The sequence below is a fragment of the Octadecabacter algicola genome (assembly GCF_021532625.1).
In the GTDB taxonomy this organism is placed as follows: Bacteria; Pseudomonadota; Alphaproteobacteria; order Rhodobacterales; family Rhodobacteraceae; genus Octadecabacter; species Octadecabacter algicola.
In genome coordinates this window covers 59,406-78,370 of record NZ_JAKGAR010000001.1, presented here as the reverse complement: position 1 = coordinate 78,370, position 18,965 = coordinate 59,406, and the positions used below count along the sequence as shown (strand labels likewise).

Sequence of the window (18,965 nt, the reverse complement as noted above, 5' to 3'; positions counted from 1 at the left end):
AAGACGCCTTTGGTCATTGGACTACGCAGCCTCGGCATTTGAAGGGCCAAGATTTTGAAGGGGCTGAAATTTGTCGGTGTGTGTTACGTCCGAAATCCAACGTTCGATCATCGGGTAATCAGCAGGATCAATTCCTGCCTCGTGAAGGACATGCACGTAGCCAAAGATCGCGATGTCCGCGATGGAATAGCCCGATTGCAGCATAAACATGCGTGCGCCAAGATGTGTGTCCAGTCGCTCAAGGCCAGGGCGAGCGCGTTCCAACCAATGTGAAATCTCATCGCTATGCGCCTCGCGTTGGTCGGGCAGGATAAAAGAATAGAAACGGGCGGGGGAAATAAACGGCTCCAACTTGGATTGCTCAAAAAACATCCACTGCAAGGCTTCGGCCCTTTCGGCTGCAGTATCGGGCATAAGATGGCTGCCCTCGGCTAAAAACCACAACATCGCGTTGCTCTCGCCAAGACTGACATCTGCCTCGTCCACAAGAAAAGGAACCACCCCCAACGGATTAAGGTTGAGGAAATCGGGTCGTTTTTGCTCTCCATTTAAAACGTCCACGATTTTCAATTCGAATTCTTGTTCCAATTGAATCATGGCCAACCAAGGTTTCATACAGTTTCCGGACCCTTCACACGCATATAAAGTCACCATATCACACTCCTGAATTAGATTCCCTTTTCATCTAACTACCGATGTGTTGTTAAGACGACCCTAACTACAGGCCGCCCAAAGGCGCAGCAAAATGACCTAAGCCGACAATTTTTTCAGCGGCAAAGAATTTTTCTACTTTATCTCTATCACAACCTTAAGGTTAATACTTACTTAACACAGTTGGTTATTATCTTGTTAGTATTAAGAGACTTGGGGTAGAAAAATCATGAACGACTTAAGCATGGCAGCTGCGCCTGTGCTAGACTTCGAACAACCCATAGCTGCACAAATATGGGACCAAAAATATCGGTACGTGCGGGGGGGACAGATCGTCGACGCTAATCTAAACGACACGTGGAAACGTGTTGCAAACGGTCTATCTATGGCCGAAACACCGAGTGACCGGAATAGAATTCAAACGCTTTTTTATGAAGCTATGAAAGATTTCAAAATTCTTCCGGCAGGCCGAATACTGGCCGGTTGTGGAACTGAACGGAATGTCACGCTCTCTAATACTTTTGTAATGCGTACTGTTCCAGATTCAGTTTCCGGAATTATGGATACATTAAAAGACGCTGCATTAACCATGCAAATGGGCGGTGGCATTGGATTTGATTTCTCGACTTTGCGTCCTTCTGGAATGCGTGTCGCCGGATTGGATTGCCCAGCGGCAGGTCCGCTTGCGGCGATGGATATTTTCGACACCACCTGCAAGATGCTCGTTAAGGGAATGGGGCGTGGGGCGATGATGGCCACGATGCGCTGTGATCACCCAGACATCGAAGCCTTTATTTTCGCAAAATCCGACCGCAGCCGCATGCGCAATTTCAATTTGTCCGTTCTGATCACTGATGAATTCATGGACGCAGTTGAAGGGAATCTCGACTGGAACCTGACTTGGAACGGGTCGATCATTCGCACGTTAAAGGCGCAGGATCTTTGGAACGCGATCATGAAAATGACCTATCGTGCGGCAGAACCGGGAGTCCTGTTCATCGATCGGATCAATGATGCAAATCCGCTAGCGTATCTCGAAACGATTTCCGCGACCAATTCATGTGCGGAACAACCGCTTCCGCCCAATGGCACCTGTCCGCTCGCATCAATCAACCTCGCGCGTTTGGTTAGGGCCCCGTTCTCCAAATCCGCGTCGCTCGACACTGCTGAGATGCGGCGCCTCGTTGCGATAGCTGTTCGGATGCTGGACAACTCCCTTGATGTGTCACGTTTCCCGCTAGACGCACAACGACAGAAAGCCCAAAAACAACGTCGCATCGGGCTTGGCGTAACTGGGGTTGCGAATGCGGTTGCAATGCTGGGCGTTAGATACGGATCGGAACGTGCTGTGCAATTATTAGCGGAATGGATGCAAGTCATCCAGAACACTGCCTATGTAGCGTCGGCTGACTTGGCAAAAGAACGCGGGGCATTTCCCGACTATAATCCCGACAAACATCTCAACACCAAGAGCGTCAAATCGTTGGATGAAGCCGTTCAAGCCAAGGTTTCACGATATGGCTTGCGCAATGGTACCTTGACGACCATTGCACCGACGGGGACGATTTCCATGTTGGCTGGAAACGTATCATCCGGCATCGAGCCGATCTTCTCCACCGCCTACACTCGGCGCGTGAATGCCGCCAATGGCATTACAACATCCGAACAGGTCATGGACTACGCCGCCCTGCAATTCGCCCACCTCTTTGGCGAAGAAACCGACTTGCCGGAAACATTCACAACAGCGGCCGACCTGTCGCCCGAAGATCACGTTGCGATGCAAGCCGCTGCGCAAAAATGGGTCGATAGCGGTATTTCGAAAACAGTGAACTGCCCCGAAGATATCCCCTTCGAGAGCTTCAAAGACGTCTACAAGTCGGCTTATGATACAGGATGCAAAGGGTGTACAACGTATCGCCCCAACGCGATTACCGGTTCAATTTTATCCACGTGAAGGGAACCTCATTCATGTTTCGCCGCAAAACCGCAACGGCAGAAGACCCAGTGCAGGCTTCGCCGCTTGCGCGGGCCGGATGGCAACCAACGCATAAGCACCGCAAGGGCGGGCTTTATCGCTTGCTGAGCTATGGCACCTATGAAGCGGACATGTCTCCCGTGGCTCTATATGATGATGCCGTCGGCACCATCTGGGTCCGCTCGAAGGCAGAATTTGATGACGGTCGTTTCACCCCTCTCAAACAAGCGGACGCCGACAGCTAAGGACTATCGACCTCATAGCGCTAGGTAATCACATCCGGATCGACCCGCCCTGTGAGCGCCGTTAGATCGGAAACCTCACGCGCGGCGTTGCAGACCTCAGCCAAAGCGTCTTCGGGTTTCATATCTAGCTTGCTGGCATCTGTTTGCAGGTGTTCCAAATAGATGCGTATGGTTGCACCTTCCGTACCAGTACCTGACAGGCGGAACACAGCCCGTGCGCCACCCTTGAACGCAATGCGAATGCCTTGCCCTGCAGAATGGGATTGATCTACCGGATCATCATAAGCGAACTCATCGGCGGCCTCGACGGTAAGCCCACCAACAGACGTCCCCGCTAATGCGGGTAATTTGGCACGCAACGCAGATATCATGGCCCCCGCCTTTTCGCTGTCCACAGCTTCATAGTCGTGACGCGAATAATAACATCGCCCGTGAGTGGACCAAAGATCATCCAAAGTTTCGGCGACAGACATCTTGGTTTCAGCAAGGATATTCAGCCACAACAGAACGGCCCAAAGCCCGTCCTTTTCACGGACGTGATCCGATCCTGTTCCGGCACTTTCTTCACCACAAAGCGTCACCAGCCCTGCATCCAAAAGATTGCCAAAGAACTTCCACCCAGTCGGCGTTTCATAGCACTTGATGCCAAGGCTCTCGGCAACACGATCAACTGCACGCGAGGTCGGCATGGACCGCGCTACCCCCGTCAAACCGCTGCTGTATGCCGGTGCAAGATGCGCCTTGGCCGTGAGAACGGCGAGGCTGTCTGACGGCGTTACATAAGCGTTGCGGCCGACAATCATATTACGATCGCCATCCCCATCAGACGCAGCCCCAAAATCCGGTGCATCTGGGCCATACATAACGTTCATCAGATCTTTAGCCCAAATCGGGTTCGGGTCGGGGTGGCCGCCGCCAAAGTCAGGGCTCGGCGTGCCGTTCATCACGGTGCCTTTGGGCGCGCCCAACGCCCCTTCGAGGATCGCATGAGCATAAGGGCCCGTCACCGCATGCATCGCGTCAAACCGCATTGTGAACCCGCCCGCGAACAGCGCGCGGATTTTGCCAAAATCAAAAAGCGTCTCCATCAGTTCTTGGTAATCTGCAACGGGTTCGACAACTTCGATCTCTAATGCGTCCAAGGACGTCATGCCTCGCGTATCAATGTCGATGTCCACGCTCTCGCTGATTTTGTAGACATCAATGTCCAACGTGCGCGCGAAAATCTTATCTGTGACGGCCTCCGTTGCGGGACCACCATTGGGACCGTTGTATTTCAAACCGAAATCTTCGTCTTTTCCGCCGGGGTTATGGCTCGCTGACAAGATCAAACCACCGTCTGCCTTGCGCTTTCGAATAAGGTGGGACGCCGCAGGCGTAGACAGAATACCGCCCTGCCCGACGATACATTTCGCAGCCCCATTCGCAGCAGCTATCCGCAGTATCACCTGAATTGCGCGATCATTAAAAAACCGTCCGTCCCCACCGACGACCAAGGTTTTCCCCTGAACTCCGCCAATGCCGTCAAACGTAGATTGTACGTAGTTCTCAAGATAATGCGGCCCCATGAATACCGCCGTCTTTTTACGCAAACCACTCGTGCCCGGTTTTTGCCCCTCAATTGGGCTCGTTTGAACTGTTTGCATTGGTGTTACTCTTCCTCTTTTGTTCGCGGTTCAGCCGTTAAAGCCCGCGATGTAATACGATAAACTGGAAATTTATTTCATGTGAATATCCAGCGGAAACATCCGCGACACAAGGCTAGACAGTGTCCCCTTTTGCCACCAATTCCGCAACTTCAGAAATCGCAGTAGCGCTTAAGCCATAGATTTCCTGTGCCTCCTTGGCAGAAATATAACCCAGCGCGAGGTCTCGTTTTATCGACATTATGTCGCGGTCCTTGGCGTCGCCGTAACCAGCCCCGCCGGGGAACGCCATCATCACACGTCGCCCGTGGGGGACAAACTGTTTGCCCTTGCCACGCATATAAGTGCCATCGTCCTGCGCGATCAAAGTCGCAGCGCCAGCGCCCCCGCCCCGCCGCCCCAAAGCAGGATGATCCACGCGATCCAACATCGCTTGGATATCAAATTCATATCCATCCCGCGCACCGACTTCCATGAACTGGCCAAGACCACCACGATATTCACCAGCCCCACCAGAATCCGGCCGCAGCTCCTTGCGCCAGATGATCACGGGTCCTGCATGTTCAGTTGCTTCAATCGGCATCGTCATAACGCCAGATGGAAACGCAGTGGCGTTCAGTCCGTCAACGGAGGGACGCGCACCAGATCCACCAGAATTAAAAGTCAAAACTTCGGACCTCTTTGCGCCTTCAGGGTCGGGTCTGTCGCTTCGCGGTCGCAGGCTGACTTGGAAATTGCAAAGGCACCCAGCGCCTTCGGCAGGCACCACGTTCGGAACGATCTTATCAAACGCGTTGAAAACAGTGTCCGGCACGAAATGCCCGATGATATGGCGCAGCGCCACAGGTGCCGGATGTGCCGCGTTTACAATCGTCCTCTCGGGTGCAGTCACCTCAAACGGCGCAAGCGAGGCCGCATTGTTGGGAATTTCGGGAGCAATCGCGACCTTGAGCGCGTAGCAGGCATAGGCTTTGGTGTAGACCAGTGGGCAGTTGATGCCTTTGGTCGACATGCCAGAGGAACCCGAAAAATCTGAAACGATGCGATCCTCGTGGACCGTCACGTTAACGCGCAACGTGATCGGGGTGTCAAACCCGTCCAGTGTCATTTCCCCGTCCGCTGATGTGCGCGGCAACGCGGCGATCTTCTCCAGCGTGGCACGGCGCGAATTCTCAAAAATAAACCTCGCGACGCCTTTCAGATCAGGCAGCGCAAATTCTTCCATCATGTCACTTAGACGGCGGTGGCCGATCTCATTACAACTGGCCAAAGCATAGATATCACCGATCAACTGGTCAGGCTCGCGCACATTACCGCGCACGATTTGAACAAGCGTTTGATCGACTTCACCTTCGCGGGCGAACTTCATGATGGGGATGTAAATTCCTTCTTCGTAAACGCTGGCAGCGTCCGCCCCGAAGCCGCGCCCACCTATGTCCACCACATGGGCCGTGCAGGCAAAGAACCCTACATGCTGGCCCTTAAAAAAGGACGGCGAGACCATGGTGATGTCATGCAGGTGGCCTGTGCCCTCCCATGGATCATTGGTGATATAGACGTCACCCTCGTGGATGTTCTCCACGCCGATCCGACGGATGAAATGCGCAACACTGTCAGCCATGGCATTTACGTGCCCCGGTGTTCCGGTGACAGCCTGCGCCAACATCTGACCCTGCGCATCATATACACCCGCTGAAAGGTCCCCTGCTTCGCGCACCGACGTCGAAAACGCCGTACGGACCAATGCTTGCGCCTGTTCTTCGACAATCGAAATCAGGCGGTTCCACATGACTTGATACGCGACATTCGACGAGGTCATGTCAGATCCTTCTTTGCGATCAAATCAATGCAACCGTCCGGTTGGTAAATCGCGCGGCGGCTTTTGGGGATGATGATTGTGGTTTCATCTTCGATAATTTTTCCAGGGAAATCGATGTACTGCCCTACATCGAATTTCGGGCCGCGCCGATAAAGGTATCCGGCAACGTTATCCCCAACAGCGGCATCAAAGAAAGAACACTTCCCTGAAACAACAGCGACCTTGTCGCCGCTGGTTTCTGCAGTTCTTTCAACCGGTTGTGGCGGTGTCGTCGCGTTTACGGCCCACACCGTAATTTCGATATCCAAGCCCTGTACGGTGCGCCCGAACAAGCGGCTGTAGTTTTCCTCGAACAATGCCTCAAAGGTGGCCGCGTCGGGCGCAAGTGCTTGTTTTTGAGTCAATGTAATCGGGATTTCCCAGCCCTGCCCCGTGTAGCGCATGTAGACCTTAAACTCGGACAGGATTTCGCTGTCATTGTCACAGCTTCGCACGAACGTCGTGGCTTCGGTTTGTAACTCACCAAGCAGCGCCTTGATTGACACAGCGTCAAAATCAGCGAGGGTCATGTAGGCGGATCGTGTCGCCTCAAACGAGAATGGCGCACGCAAGAACCCAATTGCGGATCCAACCCCAGCGCCGGGCGGTATCAGGCAACGATCAATCCCGAGTTTTTCGCACAGCCGCGCAGCATGCAACGGGGCTGCGCCGCCGAATGCGATCATGGTGTATTCCGACAGGTCTTCGCCGTTTTCAACGGCGTGAACCCGTGCGGCATTGGCCATGTTTTCGTCGACGACTTCAGCCAAACCAAAGGCCGCATCGCGCGCATCCATCCCGAGGGGCTCGCCCAATTCATTTTGCAACGCAACTTGCGACGCCGCTTTATCGAGGGACATCGAACCGCCAGCAAACTCATCGGCCTGCAGTTTACCAAGTACCAAGTCCGCGTCCGTGACAGTCGGTCGTTCACCGCCCCGCCCGTAACAAGCAGGCCCCGGTTCAGAACCTGCGCTTTCGGGACCCACACGGATTTGCTGTAGGGCATCCACATGGGCGATAGATCCGCCGCCTGCACCAATTTCAACCATATCAATTACAGGGATCGAGATCGGCATCCCCGACCCTTTCTTGAACCGATATGTCCGCGCGACTTCAAAAACACGGCTGGTTTTTGGGGTCTGGTTCTGGATCAGACAAATCTTGGCTGTTGTACCGCCCATGTCGAATGACAACACCTTATCCAACCCATAGCGTGCCGCAATATTCGCAGCGAACACAGCACCACCAGCCGGACCGGATTCCACGAGGCGCACAGGAAAGTCTGCAGCGTCCTTTAGCGAAATAATCCCACCGCCGGAATGCATCAGAAAAATCTTGCAGCCTACCCCTTCGCCCGCCAAACGGCCCTCAAGGCGGCTGAGATAGGACTTCATCTGCGGCTTGATGTAGGCGTTGGCGACAACAGTATTGAACCGTTCATACTCGCGCATCTGTGGGCTGACTTCGCTGGACAAAGACACCATGACGTCTGGCAGACGCTCGCTTAGCACGTCGCGCACCAGTTTTTCGTGGGCATCGTTCAAATAGGAATGGATCAGCCCAACCGCGACGCTTTCATAGCCGGCTTGTGCAATCTGTTCGACAACGGGTTCGATGTCTTCACGGGTCAGTGGCAGTAACTCTGACCCTGTCGCATCCATCCGCCCCGGAACGGTATATCGCATGTGACGAGGCAACAGCGGTGCGGGCAGTTCGAGGTTGAGATCATACTGCTCGAACCGGCTTTCGGTCCGCATCTCGATGACATCACGGAACCCTTCCGTGGTGATCAACGCCGTCTTCGCACCGCGACGTTCAATCAGCGCATTTGTGGCAAGGGTGGTTCCGTGGATGACCTGACCGATTTGGTCAGGCCGAATACCTGCTTTGACGCAAACCTGCATCATCCCATCGACAATCGCGTCTTCTGGCGCGCCGTAAGTCGTAAGAACCTTTGTCGAATAAGACTGCCCCCTAACCTCAAGCACGACATCGGTGAACGTTCCCCCGATGTCAGCGCCAAGACGGATCATGGGATCGGCCATCTGATTACGCAGGGCTTAGCCCGCGCAGCCGTTCAGACCGGCGACGCAGGAGTTCCACGGTTGTCAGCAACAAGATCGACATCACAACAAGAACAGTCGCTGCCGCCAAAATGGTCGGTGAAATCTGCTCGCGCAGTCCGGTAAACATCTGCCACGGCAAAGTCTGTTGCTGGGCCGACCCAACGAACAGCACCACGACGACTTCGTCAAACGAGGTAATGAACGCAAATAAGGCCCCCGAAATAACTCCTGGCATGATGAGCGGCATTTGTACCTTAAAGAACGTCGGCAAAGGCGCAGACCCCATCGACGCCGCCGCACGGGTCAGCGAGTTGTCAAAGCCAACCAAAGTCGCTGTAACGGTGATGATAACAAAGGGAATCCCCAAAACCGCATGGGCAAGGATCACTTTGACAAAACCGACAAAGGTCTGTGAAAGGCCCAAAGTTGCCTCGAGCCAGTTGCCCAAAGGTGCATAGAAAAAGAACATGCCTGTCGCCGAAATGATTAGCGGCACGATCATAGGTGAAATCAGAATAGCCATCATCGCGCGTCGGCCTGGAACGTGGCTTTGGCTTAGGCCGACTGCGGCCAAAGTGCCAAGGGACACCGAAATGACGGTCGCAATCGGTGCAATGATCAGCGAGTTCTTCAACGGCACCATCCATTCATCGGTGCCAAGGAAATCGCGGTAGTGTTTCAGGCTGTAGCCCTCGGCCTGAAAGTTCAGCATTTCAGGCGTGAATGTAAAGAAGTCTTGCGCGTTAAAGCTTAGCCACATGACGGGGAACAGCGGCGCGATCAGAAAGAAAAAGATGAACCCACATATCAGCAAGAACGCGTTGTGCCAAAGCGTTTGGCCCGCCGTGTAATATACTGGAACGCCAGCGCGATATTTGCCCGTCGCCAGCCAATACCCTGCCCAGCCAAGGACAGCACCAACGATGGCACCGGATATAGCCGTTCCAAGGTTGCCAAAGATAAATCCGGCCACTGCGAAGGCTCCAATCAGCCCCCAACGGACAGCGGTGCGACGGGACAAGTTGTTCTCAACGATAAAAGCGACTGCAGCGCCAATGATCGCGCCGATCAGGGCGCCATACCAAGGTTGGCCAATCATATTTCCCCCAACAAAGCCGAACATGGCGGCCAGTAAGGCTGTCAGCGGCATTGTGAAGGTTATCAAGTCAGGACGCGGGGTGTTGGGTGTCGTGATGCTCATGTCGTTATCCCAGTTTCACGTTGTCGATGCCGACGATCTGATCGTAGACCCAGTAAAGCGCCAAAACGAGCACCAGCAAGATCGTCCCGAGCGCGGCCGCAAGGCCCCAGTTCAGCGATCTGGAAATATGATAGGCAATCCGGTTCGAGATGAAGACACCATCGGTGCCGCCAACAATTTCCGGCGTGATGTAATACCCAATCGCCAAGATGAACACGAGGATCGACCCCGCCCCAATGCCTGGAACGGACTGCGGAAAATACACGCGACGGAACGCAGTGATATTAGTTGCGCCCAGTGATTTAGCTGCGCGCAAATAGGTCGGGTTGATCGTCTTCATAACTGAATAAAGTGGCAGGATCATAAACGGCAGCAGAATATGCGTCATCGCAATGATCGTACCAGTCGAGTTGTTCATCAAAATCAAACGGTTTGCATCATCCACAAAGCCAAGCCACACAAGCAATTCATTGATTACGCCTTGCTGTTGCAGCAGTACTTTCCAAGCTGACGTCCGCACAAGGAGCGACGTCCAAAATGGCAACAGAACAAGTATCATCAACACATTAGCAGACTTCATGGGCAAGTTAGCCAGCAACCAAGCAACCGGATACCCTAAGATAATGCAGCTCAGCGTGATGATCATGGACATCCACATCGTGCGGCCAAACAGTTTGATGTAAAGGCGTTCGTTATCAGGGCGTAGTTCTACGCCATCCGGCGTTAGTTCACGGTCAACCGAATTGAGGAAGTACCCTGTTGTGTATGCGGAACTGTAGACCTCGATCGTTTTCCAAACATCAGTATTGGCCCAATCTTCGTCTAGATCGGCAAATGCGGCAGTAAAATCGGCCTTTGGCATTTCAGCGGCGGCAATGGCCTGAAGCGCTTCGGCACCTTCGCCCTCATAGGCAGCAATAGCAGTACCCGTGGCTGGGTTTTCCAGATCAACAACCAATGCGGCATAGACCGCTTCCCATGGGTCTTCTTCGGCAACGACATCTTCGTCTTCAATCGCGGTCCAGATCGCAAAGTCCGTGTAGGCGGCTGCGGTCGTCGGCAGAAGTTCGACAATCTCCGCAGACGGAACAAAACCGACGTCGCCGCGCATGTCATCGCCAGTCAAATCAACCCAGCGTTCAAGACGTTCGCGTAGCAGGTCTTCACCACCTGCGCCGTTCATCATGGCAAACCAAAAGGCACCGTCTTCAAATTGGTCATCCACGTCTTCGATAGCGTCTTGAAACACCTCTCCGACATCATCCATCGACCGCCCTGACGTGCGGAACATCGACGCAAGGCCTGTATTTTCGTAGTTCAGGCGAGTACCCAGTTTGGTGTGCTCTTTGGCCTCGGCAGCGTTGAACATATCAAAGAACAGGTTCTGGAATACGTCCTCGGAGGGGATTCCCCCACTTCCAGCGTCCCAGCTTTCAAGGGCCACAACAGTGCCCGGCAATGTCCCTGACACAATCTGGTTTTCGACGGATCGAAACAACATCGACACGATCGGTACGACAAAGGTCAGCAGCACGAACAGCAACAAAGGCGCAATCAGTGCCAATGCCCTGATTTTTTGGCGGCGCAACGCCCGCCCGAGGCTCGCCTTAAGTGGCGTGCCGTCAGCTGCAAGCATTGGTCCTGACCCTGTTGTATCGCTCATAGTGTCCCCGCGAAGGTAGTTTTTAGGTGGATAAATTTAGAAACAAAGGGGTGGAAGGGGCGCGAACGCCCCTTCCGAAAGGTCGCTTATTGAGCCAACCAAGCTTGGAATTTCGCGTCGATATCGTCGCGGTAATCAGCCCAGAACTCGTAGTTGTACAAGAACGTGTTCGCAGCGTTGTTAGGATCGGTTGGCATGTGTGGTGCCATATCGATGCCCAATGTTGCGTGCTGACCAACAAGTGGTGCGGACGACATACGCGCAGGACCGTAAGAGATGTACTTGGCCTGATCCGCAAGACGCTGTGTGTCTGTTGCGAAGTAAACGAAGTCGAGTGCGCGTGCTTCACGCTCTTCAGAAAGACCCGCTGGGATGATCCAACCATCAAGGTCAAATACCTGTGCGTCCCACATCATACCGATTGGCTGGTCCTGCTCTTCGATCGCAGCAAACAGACGGCCGTTGTATGTGGAGCCCATGAACACTTCGCCGTCAGCCAAAAGCTGTGGCGTGTCAGCACCAGCGGACCACCAGATTACGCTGTCGCGAATTGTGTCAAGCTTGGCCAGAGCCTGCTCTTGGCCCTCTTCAGTGGACAGAACGTCGTATACGTCTTCTTTTGCAACGCCGTCACACAGCAAAGCCCATTCAACGTTGTTGATCGGACGCTTTTCAAGTGCGCGCATGCCTGGATATGTTTCCAGATCGAAAACGTCACAGATGTTATCCGGTGCGTCTACACCATCAGGAACCAAGTCCGTGCGGTAGCCAAATGTTGTGGAATAAACGATCTGCGGGATAAAGCAGTCGCCAACCAGAAGGTCACCAAAGTCGTCTTCAGCGGATGTGCCATCAGGTGCTGGAGCAAGTTGCTCATCAGCGTCGATTTCAAGCGCCAGACCTTCGTCGCACAGGCGCAGAGCGTCAGCAGCAACAACGTCAACAACATCCCAAGTGATAGAACCCGCTTCGTTCATCGCGCGCAGCTTTGCCACGGCTTCAGCAGAGGACTCATCCCAAGTGACAGTTACGCCTTCGTTCATTGCGACATAAGGGTCGGAATACGCAGCTGATTGTGAGGCTTGGTATGCACCGCCCCAGCTCACGAGTGTCATGTCGGAAGACATGTGGCCATCAGCCATAACGGATGCGGCAGACAGGCCAAGGGCCGTTGTCGCCAAGAGCGTTTTAGTGAGTTTCATTAGAAGTCTCCATGTTTTACTCGGACTGTTCTTACGATCAAGCCGCGCGCACCGAGCTTGGCGCGGCCTATTCTGGGAGCCTTGGACGATTAAGCGTCCAAAGCGCGGCAATCCTGAGGGAGCCAGCCAATCTTGACTGTGTCTCCACGCGCATAGCGCCGCTGGTCGGCACGGTTACGCGTCTTAACGATAAAGTCGCTATTGCCCGCCACGCGAAGGCGTGTGCGGAACGTGTCGCCCATATAAATAAACTCAAGCACCTCAGCGCTAAGCGTATGCGCATCCGGCCCAAGCTCTGGGTCAATCTCAACGCGCTCTGGGCGGATAGAAACAGTGGTGCGGTCGCCAACAGCACCGACATTCACGGGCTTGGCATCAATGATCTCTCCGCTATCCAGCTTCACTTCGCAGGTGTCACCTTCGATCTTGGTAACAACCCCCACGAGCGTATTGTTCTCACCGATGAACTGGGCAACGAAGCTGTTTTGCGGCTGCTCATAAAGCTCATCCGGTGGCGCCAGCTGCTGGATGCGGCCATCATCAAAGACGGCAACACGATCAGACATCGTCAAGGCTTCGGTTTGGTCGTGCGTCACATAAACCGTCGTAATGCCTAGATTATGCGCCAAATCAGTAATCTCGAACTGCATCTTCTCACGCAGCTGCTTATCCAGCGCACCAAGAGGTTCATCCATCAAGACAAGTTCGGGTTCGAAGACCAGCGCACGGGCCAAAGCCACACGTTGCTGCTGGCCGCCCGAAAGCTGCGCCGGACGCCGGCCACCAAAATCGCCCATCTCGACCATGTCGAGCGCACGTTTCACTTTTGCTTCGCGATCGGATTTGCCGATATTCCGGACTTCCAACGGGAAAGACAGGTTTTCGGCAATCGTCATATGTGGGAACAACGCGTAGTTCTGAAACACCATGCCAATGCCGCGCTTGTGCGGTGGGATGTTGTTGATCGATTCACCATTCAGGCGAATATCGCCGTGAGTGGCGGTTTCAAAACCGGCCAGCATCATCAGGCAAGTGGTCTTGCCGGACCCAGACGGCCCAAGCATGGTCAGAAATTCGCCCTTAGGCAGTGCAAGGTTCAAATCTTTTACGACAAGGATTTCACCGTCGTAACTTTTTTGAACTCTCTCGAATTCGACAAACGCGTCGTCTCGTTGTGTATCAGCCAACTTGGGCTCCCTATCTATCACGCGGTGGGTTCCCCACTCTTCGTTGTGGCAAGTAAACCCATCGCACGTCGGACCTGCAAGTGGATTCCCAAGAACAAGTCCGAAAGGCCGCAGAGATGCCGTTTCACCGTGAATTGTGCGGCCAATTTCAGCACTTTGTGGAAATGTGATCAAATACCGCGATGGAATCGAGAATCAGTCTATGCACTGCTTTCGGTTACGGGAGATGGTTCAAAAACGCCCCCACAATGTCGCCAAATCGTAGAAATAACCCGCTGGGCGACCTAACCTGAGGCTGCAAAACCTGCTGAGGAGTGCCTGAATGACAAACCCAAACCCCGCCTTCAGCGACAAGGAATACGCGCGCCGCTTGGCGCTTGTGCGCTCTGCGATGAATACGGCCGGCATTGACGTTTTGTTTGTCGAAGACCCGTCCAATATGGCGTGGATAACCGGGTATGACGGGTGGTCCTTTTATGTCCATCAAGGCGTGATCGTGGTGCAGGACGGCGACCCGATCTGGTGGGGCCGCAATCAGGATGCCAACGGCGCAGTGCGGACTGTCTGGATGGGGAACGACCGCGTCTTGGGGTATGACGATACTTTTGTGCAATCCAGCACCCGTCATCCCATGCAGGACCTGTCGCGCATTCTGAAAGACATCGGCCATGGGGCCGCCCGTCTTGGCGTAGAAATGGACAACTACTACTTTTCAGCCAAGGCCTACACCACGCTACTTGCTGAATTGCCCAGCGCCCAAATCATCGATGCAACCGCCCTTGTGAATTGGCAACGCGGCATAAAATCCGACGAAGAGTTGGTCTATATGCACAAAGCCGCGCGGATCGCTGAGACCGTAATAGACGGCGTGATTGAGCGGATTGAACCGGGGTTACGCAAAAATGATCTGGTTGCAGACATCTACGGCGATGTGATCCGTGGGGTTGGCGATGACTGGGGCGACTATCCAGCAATTGTGCCATTACTTCCCTCGGGCAGCGACGCCGCGGCCCCTCACCTAACGTGGAACGGTGACACGTTTAAGCAAGGGCAAGGGACCTTCTTTGAGCTCGCAGGCTGTTATCGCCGTTATCACATCCCGTTTTGCCGATCAGTCTTTCTGGGAACGCCACCCGACTTTCTGAAACGTGCTGAGGCAGCGCTGGTCGAAGGGTTGGAAGCAGGATTAAACGCAGCACGCGCCGGCAATCGCGCTTGCGACATCGCAGCGGCCCTTGCTGGGCCTCTTGAACGCGCGGGTATCGAACGCGGCGCGCGCTGTGGCTACCCAATCGGTCTCAGCTACCCTCCCGACTGGGGGGAACGCACGATCTCACTGCGCGAAGCTGACGACACAGTCCTGCAAGCGGGCATGACGTTCCATTTCATGCCGGGTCTTTGGATGGACGACTGGGGGCTGGAAATCACTGAATCCATTTTGATTACCGAAGATGGCCCAGCGCAGTGTTTCTGTGACCGGCCACGCCAGATATATCTGAAGGGCTAGCATGAAACCGGTCGAACACCGCACGATTGAACATTTACGCCACTTGGTTGGTTTTGCGTCAGTATCAAGCGACAGCAACCTAGATTTGATTTCTTGGCTGTCTGACAAATTCAAAGCATTAGGCGCGCGGGTGTTTCTTGACCATGATCCAAGTGGCGCAAAAGCGAACCTGTTTGCCACACTGGGGCCGGAAACTACGGGTGGTGTGCTGCTTTCGGGTCATACAGATGTAGTGCCCGTGACGGATCAAGACTGGGCCAGCGATCCTTTTGAATTGACCCAAAGCAATGACCGTCTTTACGGACGCGGGGCCTGTGACATGAAAGGGTTCATCGCCGCGTGCCTTGCCGTGGCCGAAACGATTGATGCGAACTCGCTGGCCCGCCCGCTGCATTTCGCCTTTACCTATGACGAAGAAGTCGGTTGCCTTGGCGCGCGGGCCTTGGTGGCAGTTTTACGCAATAAGGGATTGGTGCCCGAAATCACGATCATCGGTGAACCAACTGAAATGCGTATCATCGAAGGGCACAAAGGATGTTGTGAATATACCGCCGAATTTGTCGGGCTAGAGGGCCATGGATCGGCCCCTGATTTGGGTGTGAACGCGGCAGAATACGCAACGCGATACGTCACCCGTTTACTGGAACTGCGACAAGACCTTATTGAACGCAGCCCGCCTGACAGCCCCTTTGCCCCACCGTGGAGCACGATCAACATCGGCCGCATTTCTGGCGGGGTCGCCCATAACGTCATCGCGGGCAAAGCTGTGGTGGATTGGGAAATGCGCCCCGTGCAGGACTCCGACGCAGATTTTGTGAAATCCGAAATGGTGCGATTTTGTGCGGATGACCTGCTGCCTGCCATGCAAATGATCAGCCCTGAGGCTACGATCTCAGTGACAACAATCGGCGAAGTCGCGGGACTTGTCCCGATGCCCCAGAACGCGGCCCGTGATTTGGTGGCTCAGCTCACGGATTCAAACCGCGCTGATCTCGTGGCGTTCAGCACCGAAGCAGGGCTGTTTCAAGCACTCGGAAGCGATGTTGTCGTCTGTGGACCGGGTTCAATCCGACAGGCCCATAAGCCGGACGAATATCTTGAGATCGATCAGCTAAACGTCTGTGTCACCATGCTCACGACACTGGTACAACATATCAGTTAGCGACCATGGCTACGGTCATAGGCATTTGGTAGCGGCGCAGTAAACGGTTCGGCACTATCAAACACATCGATGACCAACGGATAACAGGTCGCCTTGTCGGACGTGTGCTCGTCCCCGCAATCCCCACCAGGACAGGCTGACAAGCCAACAATCAAATCCATCTCGGCAAAGAATTCCAGATAGTCCCCGGCCCGCACGGGGCTGGCCTTCATGAAATACTGGTGCGTGTCTGCTGTGAAACCCGTACACATAAAAACGTTCAAAACGTCGTGGACCAGCGGTTCAGCATCCGTAAGCGACAGTCCCGTAAAATCGGCAAGCGCCCGCGTCAGATTGGAATGACAGCAATAGTGATAATCCATGCCTGACAACAACTGCCCCGTATAGGGGTCGCATCGCGTGCCAATGACATCATGAACCGAGCCGCCATCCGCATCCCAACCATACCAATCCAGCGTGTCCTGCGTCACCGTTGCCATGGGCCGCATATTGGGGAACCGTGACCACATGCGATCGCCCGTGGACAAATGCGTGCCATGCAGCGCCCTCGTCTTTCCTGAATAAAAGTGTTCGCTCAGATCATCTGCGGCCCAAACATTCAGATCCCCGACCTGATATCCCTCTGGCGCCGTAATGCGAAAGAACCCGCCCGCGGGAACTGCAATGCAACGAGCATCGCGTGGCGGCACGACAACACTGGCTGAACTGACCGCCCGCGTGCGTCGAGCGGCGATCATGTTCAGATCAGGTGGCGCAAGGTCCGTCGTGGGGTAGCACACAACCGCAGGCTTGGCGCGCCGTACGTCCGCATCGGCAGGTGCCGCAAATGCAGGGGTCTTGGATTTCATGTCGCTTACCTTCGATCAGAACTGTTGCCCTGACTTTAGCTGGAGAAATCCAATCAGCCAGTCCTACTTTTGGTTCACCCGTTTGATTAGCTCTTCACCGCTTTCTTTGCGTTCACTGTAGCGTTCAACCAGATAATCGGCGCGCCCACGGGTCAGCAGAGTAAATTTTACCAGCTCTTCCATGACATCAACCACGCGATCGTAGTTGCCTGAGGGTTTCATGCGGTCATTGTCGTCAAACTCCAAGAAAGCCTTGGGCGTTGAAGACTGGTTCGGGATCGTCAGCAACCGCATCCACCGCCCCAAAATCCGCAGCTGGTTTACCGCATTGAAACTTTGCGAACCGCCGTTCACCTGCATAACCGCAAGCGTCTTGCCTTGGGTTGGACGGACAGCCCCCATCGATAGTGGAATCCAATCGATCTGGATTTTCATAATCCCTGTCATCGCCCCGTGGCGTTCTGGTGAACACCAGACCATGCCTTCGCTCCAGTTCACCAGCTCGCGAAGTTCTTGCACTTTTGGGTGATCGGCATCGGTGTCGTCGGGCAACGGCAACCCGCTTGGGTTAAACGTCTTTGTTTCGGCGCCCAGACGACCTAAAATGCGCGCCGCCTCTTCGGTCATCAAACGACTGAACGAGCGATCCCGAAGTGATCCATAAAGCAGCAAAATGCGAGGCGCATGGATCAGATCATCAGGGGCAAACAAACGATCAGTGTCCGTGGTGCGAAAGTGGTCTTCTACGACGTTAGGGGTATCGGTCATCAGGGTATCTTTCCGTTTGTGGCAGTTCAGCCGTCCATTCATTTCGGCAAACACCGAATTGACAGTGACCTAAGTGGAGTCGCCTAAGCTTGTCAAGATTCGTTATTTCGGGTATTAACGAAATATGGATCAAGCCAACGCAATAGAAGCCTTCTCCGCCCTCGCCCACCCCTCCCGATTGGATGCGTTTCGTCTTCTCGTGCGTGCGGGTCCAAAGGGGTTGCCAGCGATGGAAATATCGCGCCAATTGGGCGCAAAGCCGTCCACGTTGTCCGGTCATCTGTCGATCCTGAAACGTGCGGGCGTGCTGACGGCGACCCGCCATCAACGCGAAATCCACTACGCCGCAAATCTGGCGAATATCAATGAACTGGTCCAATTTTTGATCGCCGATTGTTGCAGTGGGCAATTAGACGACTGCAAAATAACCCTCTGCCCCTAGGCACCAATCGAATCTTTCGTGCATTCAACCGATAGCTTTGGCTGCATGGCCAGTAAGTCGACCAACCCGCAGTTTCCGCGCACCAGATCGTCGAGCGTCACTAAATCGAGCTCGTGATAAAACGCCTCAAGCGCGCGTGCGACGTAGGATCGCAGCCGACATGTTATTGCCAGCGGGCAAGTGTTTCGTTCCTTGTCAAAACACTCAGCAAACGGGATTTCGGTTTCAAAGACCCGAAAGACAGCACCAATTGAAATCTGATCTGGCCGTTTGGCCAGTCGAATGCCTCCTGTCCGACCGCGCACCGTAACGACAAAACCTTCGGCTTGGAGATTCTGGACCACCCGCGCGACATGATTGGTCGATGAATTACAGCGCTCAGCAATGTCGGACGTCCGAACAAGATTGCGGTCATTAACAGCACAAAACATCAACGTTCGGGCGGCAAGATTGGTTCGTGTCGTCAGACGCATCTAGATTCCTTCCCTTTGAAGCAATATTTCACATCACAGATACCGGTTTCTTTGATCCAGATCACATT

At 54.2% G+C, this 18,965-nt stretch carries 16 protein-coding genes; 5 read left to right on the top strand and 11 right to left on the bottom strand.

The window, feature by feature from the left end:
* Positions 1-21 precede the first annotated feature (21 nt).
* Positions 22-654, bottom strand: coding sequence for a glutathione S-transferase family protein (locus tag L0666_RS00275; protein WP_272492147.1), 633 nt, complete (start codon positions 652-654; stop codon positions 22-24).
* Positions 655-880: 226 nt separating this feature from the next.
* On the opposite strand from L0666_RS00275, the gene L0666_RS00270 reads away from it, so the two are divergent.
* Entirely contained in the window at positions 881-2,605 is a 1,725-nt protein-coding gene (locus L0666_RS00270) for an adenosylcobalamin-dependent ribonucleoside-diphosphate reductase (RefSeq protein WP_235256950.1), read from the top strand.
* A 14-nt stretch (positions 2,606-2,619) separates the two neighbouring features.
* On the top strand, positions 2,620-2,871 hold the full coding sequence (locus L0666_RS00265) for a hypothetical protein (protein WP_235256948.1): 252 nt from the start codon (positions 2,620-2,622) through the stop codon (positions 2,869-2,871).
* A gap of 20 nt (positions 2,872-2,891) precedes the next feature.
* On the opposite strand, the gene L0666_RS00260 is transcribed toward L0666_RS00265, so the two are convergent.
* The 7 genes from L0666_RS00260 to L0666_RS00230 all read right to left on the bottom strand — a co-directional run bounded on the left by L0666_RS00260 (position 2,892) and on the right by L0666_RS00230 (position 13,697).
* Positions 2,892-4,517 carry an alpha-D-glucose phosphate-specific phosphoglucomutase gene (locus L0666_RS00260; RefSeq protein WP_235256946.1) on the bottom strand — a complete coding sequence of 542 codons (1,626 nt, stop codon included), beginning with the start codon at positions 4,515-4,517 and terminating at the stop codon, positions 2,892-2,894.
* A 115-nt stretch (positions 4,518-4,632) separates the two neighbouring features.
* Positions 4,633-6,336, bottom strand: a complete 1,704-nt coding sequence (locus L0666_RS00255) for a hydantoinase B/oxoprolinase family protein (protein WP_235256944.1) — start codon at positions 6,334-6,336, stop codon at positions 4,633-4,635.
* On the bottom strand, positions 6,333-8,423 hold the full coding sequence (locus L0666_RS00250) for a hydantoinase/oxoprolinase family protein (RefSeq protein WP_235256942.1): 2,091 nt from the start codon (positions 8,421-8,423) through the stop codon (positions 6,333-6,335). The genes L0666_RS00255 and L0666_RS00250 overlap by 4 nt, the downstream gene beginning before the upstream one ends.
* A gap of 4 nt (positions 8,424-8,427) precedes the next feature.
* Positions 8,428-9,645, bottom strand: a complete 1,218-nt coding sequence (locus L0666_RS00245; protein WP_235256939.1) for an ABC transporter permease — start codon at positions 9,643-9,645, stop codon at positions 8,428-8,430.
* Positions 9,646-9,649: 4 nt separating this feature from the next.
* Positions 9,650-11,308, bottom strand: coding sequence for an ABC transporter permease (locus L0666_RS00240; protein WP_235256937.1), 1,659 nt, complete (start codon positions 11,306-11,308; stop codon positions 9,650-9,652).
* 86 nt (positions 11,309-11,394) lie between these two features.
* Positions 11,395-12,510, bottom strand: coding sequence for an extracellular solute-binding protein (locus L0666_RS00235; protein ID WP_235256935.1), 1,116 nt, complete (start codon positions 12,508-12,510; stop codon positions 11,395-11,397).
* Between the two features lie 89 nt (positions 12,511-12,599).
* The gene (locus L0666_RS00230) at positions 12,600-13,697 is read right to left on the bottom strand and encodes an ABC transporter ATP-binding protein (protein WP_235256933.1); all 1,098 of its coding nucleotides are present in this window, start codon (positions 13,695-13,697) and stop codon (positions 12,600-12,602) included.
* 322 nt (positions 13,698-14,019) lie between these two features.
* On the opposite strand from L0666_RS00230, the gene L0666_RS00225 reads away from it, so the two are divergent.
* Positions 14,020-15,204, top strand: coding sequence for a M24 family metallopeptidase (locus L0666_RS00225; RefSeq protein ID WP_235256931.1), 1,185 nt, complete (start codon positions 14,020-14,022; stop codon positions 15,202-15,204).
* A gap of 1 nt (position 15,205) precedes the next feature.
* Entirely contained in the window at positions 15,206-16,366 is a 1,161-nt protein-coding gene (gene argE / locus L0666_RS00220; protein WP_235256929.1) for an acetylornithine deacetylase, read from the top strand.
* Here argE and L0666_RS00215 read toward each other — a convergent pair.
* Positions 16,363-17,214 carry an urea carboxylase-associated family protein gene (locus tag L0666_RS00215; RefSeq protein ID WP_235256927.1) on the bottom strand — a complete coding sequence of 284 codons (852 nt, stop codon included), beginning with the start codon at positions 17,212-17,214 and terminating at the stop codon, positions 16,363-16,365. The genes argE and L0666_RS00215 overlap by 4 nt on opposite strands.
* Positions 17,215-17,277: 63 nt before the next feature.
* On the bottom strand, positions 17,278-17,982 hold the full coding sequence (gene arsH / locus L0666_RS00210) for an arsenical resistance protein ArsH (RefSeq protein WP_235256925.1): 705 nt from the start codon (positions 17,980-17,982) through the stop codon (positions 17,278-17,280).
* Between the two features lie 124 nt (positions 17,983-18,106).
* Between arsH and L0666_RS00205 the strand changes: the two genes are divergently transcribed.
* The gene (locus tag L0666_RS00205) at positions 18,107-18,424 is read left to right on the top strand and encodes an ArsR/SmtB family transcription factor (RefSeq protein ID WP_235256923.1); all 318 of its coding nucleotides are present in this window, start codon (positions 18,107-18,109) and stop codon (positions 18,422-18,424) included.
* Here L0666_RS00205 and L0666_RS00200 read toward each other — a convergent pair.
* Positions 18,421-18,897 (bottom strand): RrF2 family transcriptional regulator, encoded by a 477-nt coding sequence (locus tag L0666_RS00200; protein ID WP_235256922.1) that lies wholly within the window; start codon positions 18,895-18,897, stop codon positions 18,421-18,423. The two genes, L0666_RS00205 and L0666_RS00200, sit on opposite strands and share 4 nt — an antisense overlap.
* Between the last annotated feature and the right edge of the window lie 68 nt (positions 18,898-18,965).